This window comes from Belnapia moabensis DSM 16746, from assembly GCF_000745835.1.
In the GTDB taxonomy this organism is placed as follows: Bacteria; Pseudomonadota; Alphaproteobacteria; order Acetobacterales; family Acetobacteraceae; genus Belnapia; species Belnapia moabensis.
In genome coordinates, this window is sequence record NZ_JQKB01000276.1 from 1 (window position 1) to 1,415 (window position 1,415).

Sequence of the window (1,415 nt, forward strand, 5' to 3'; positions counted from 1 at the left end):
CCGATCCAACGATGACACTGACGGTCTGGGCCATAGCCGGAGAATTCCACCGCAGCGGCCCGCTGTGAATCCTCCGTCTGGGTCAGTGCACTAGCACAACGGGGCGCCAGACGCGCCGGTGACCCTGTATGGCCCGCGCTGGGGCAGATGGGCTGCCCGGCCCAAGATGCGGCGCGGTGCCCAGACTCGTGTGGCTTTCACGAACGGCAGTTCGAAAGCTTCGCCCACGTAGGAGCAGGTTGGCTCGGTGGCGAGTATCACCAGCATGGTCGATCGCCATCTCGCCTGCTGCCCGACCCGAACTCACTGCAGGCAGCACTTTTTGAACTTCTTGCCACTCCCGCACGGACACGGGTCATTGCGGCCGACGTCGCGCATCGGGTTCACCACCGGTTGAGGCACGTCCCAGCCACCGCCCAATGCACCGCCGGCAGCAAGCCTAGCCGGGCCGCGTTCGTACGCGTCTGAGAATGCATACCAGCCGGATAGCTCGGCGACCGCGTCCGTCAGCGGTGCAATACGCTGGCCCGCGAGGAAGGTGACTGGGTCGGAACTGGCCTGGGCGGCGAGGAGGTCCTGCTGAAAGTGCCTGTATGCCATGATATTCGGTTCAATAAAGCCCCGCTGGAAGGCATCGGCCACGAGTGGTTCCAGGCTCTCGAGGGCGAGCAGCGCCACTGCCTTCTGCCAGCCGGACCAGACGAATGACGGCCCCTGGGGCTGCAGCGATCTGTGTAGGTCGCGCAGGTAAGCCTCGGTTAGCTCCAGCGGCACCGTACCACTCGCGGTGAGATAGATCAGCGCGTCAAAGGCAATCGCGCGCGCTATTCCATCGGCCGACTCATTCTCGATGAGCGCCTTCAACTGATCCAGGTTGCCGTCATAGGTGCCGATTAGGATGGAGTTGAAGGTTGAGGTGATGCCGTCGCCCAGAGCAGCCTCGAGTGCCTCTCGGTCGTGAGCGAGTCGACAGATCGCGGGGAAGGCACGCTGTTCCCGCGCTTGCCCCATCATGTGCAGGATGAAAAACATCGCACCTGCGGTGCCCTCCGACCGATCCTGACCATCCGCGTAGGCCTCAAGGAAGGCCAAGAACGCCGGCGACACTTCGCCCCAGCTGTCGAGCGCCCGGCGCATGGCCTCTCCGGGCAACTTGTTACCCGCTGCTGCCAACTCACGAATAATTTCCGCTGCCACAGCATCAACCATCACATCGACTTCCTTATCAAACGCGGCAGCATGGTGTGTTCCTACATCTCACGATGAGACCGGGCCACATCCGCCGCCCAAGCGCTGAACCCATGCGGCTCTTGAAGCAGACTAAGCTTGAGTTTGCACATGCTGTGACGATCTCGTCATGATGCATGGATCCAGAAAAAGCCCTCGGCGGCGATAAAGGCGAGAGCGTCGTCGAG

General features: G+C 62.3%; 1 protein-coding gene. It reads right to left on the bottom strand.

Features of this window, described 5'->3' with window-relative positions; all coding sequences use genetic code 11:
- Positions 1-303: 303 nt before the first annotated feature.
- Positions 304-1,209: a DUF1186 domain-containing protein gene (locus tag EP26_RS36030; RefSeq protein ID WP_157034003.1), complete on the bottom strand. Its 906-nt coding sequence runs from the start codon at positions 1,207-1,209 to the stop codon at positions 304-306.
- Positions 1,210-1,415: the final 206 nt, after the last annotated feature.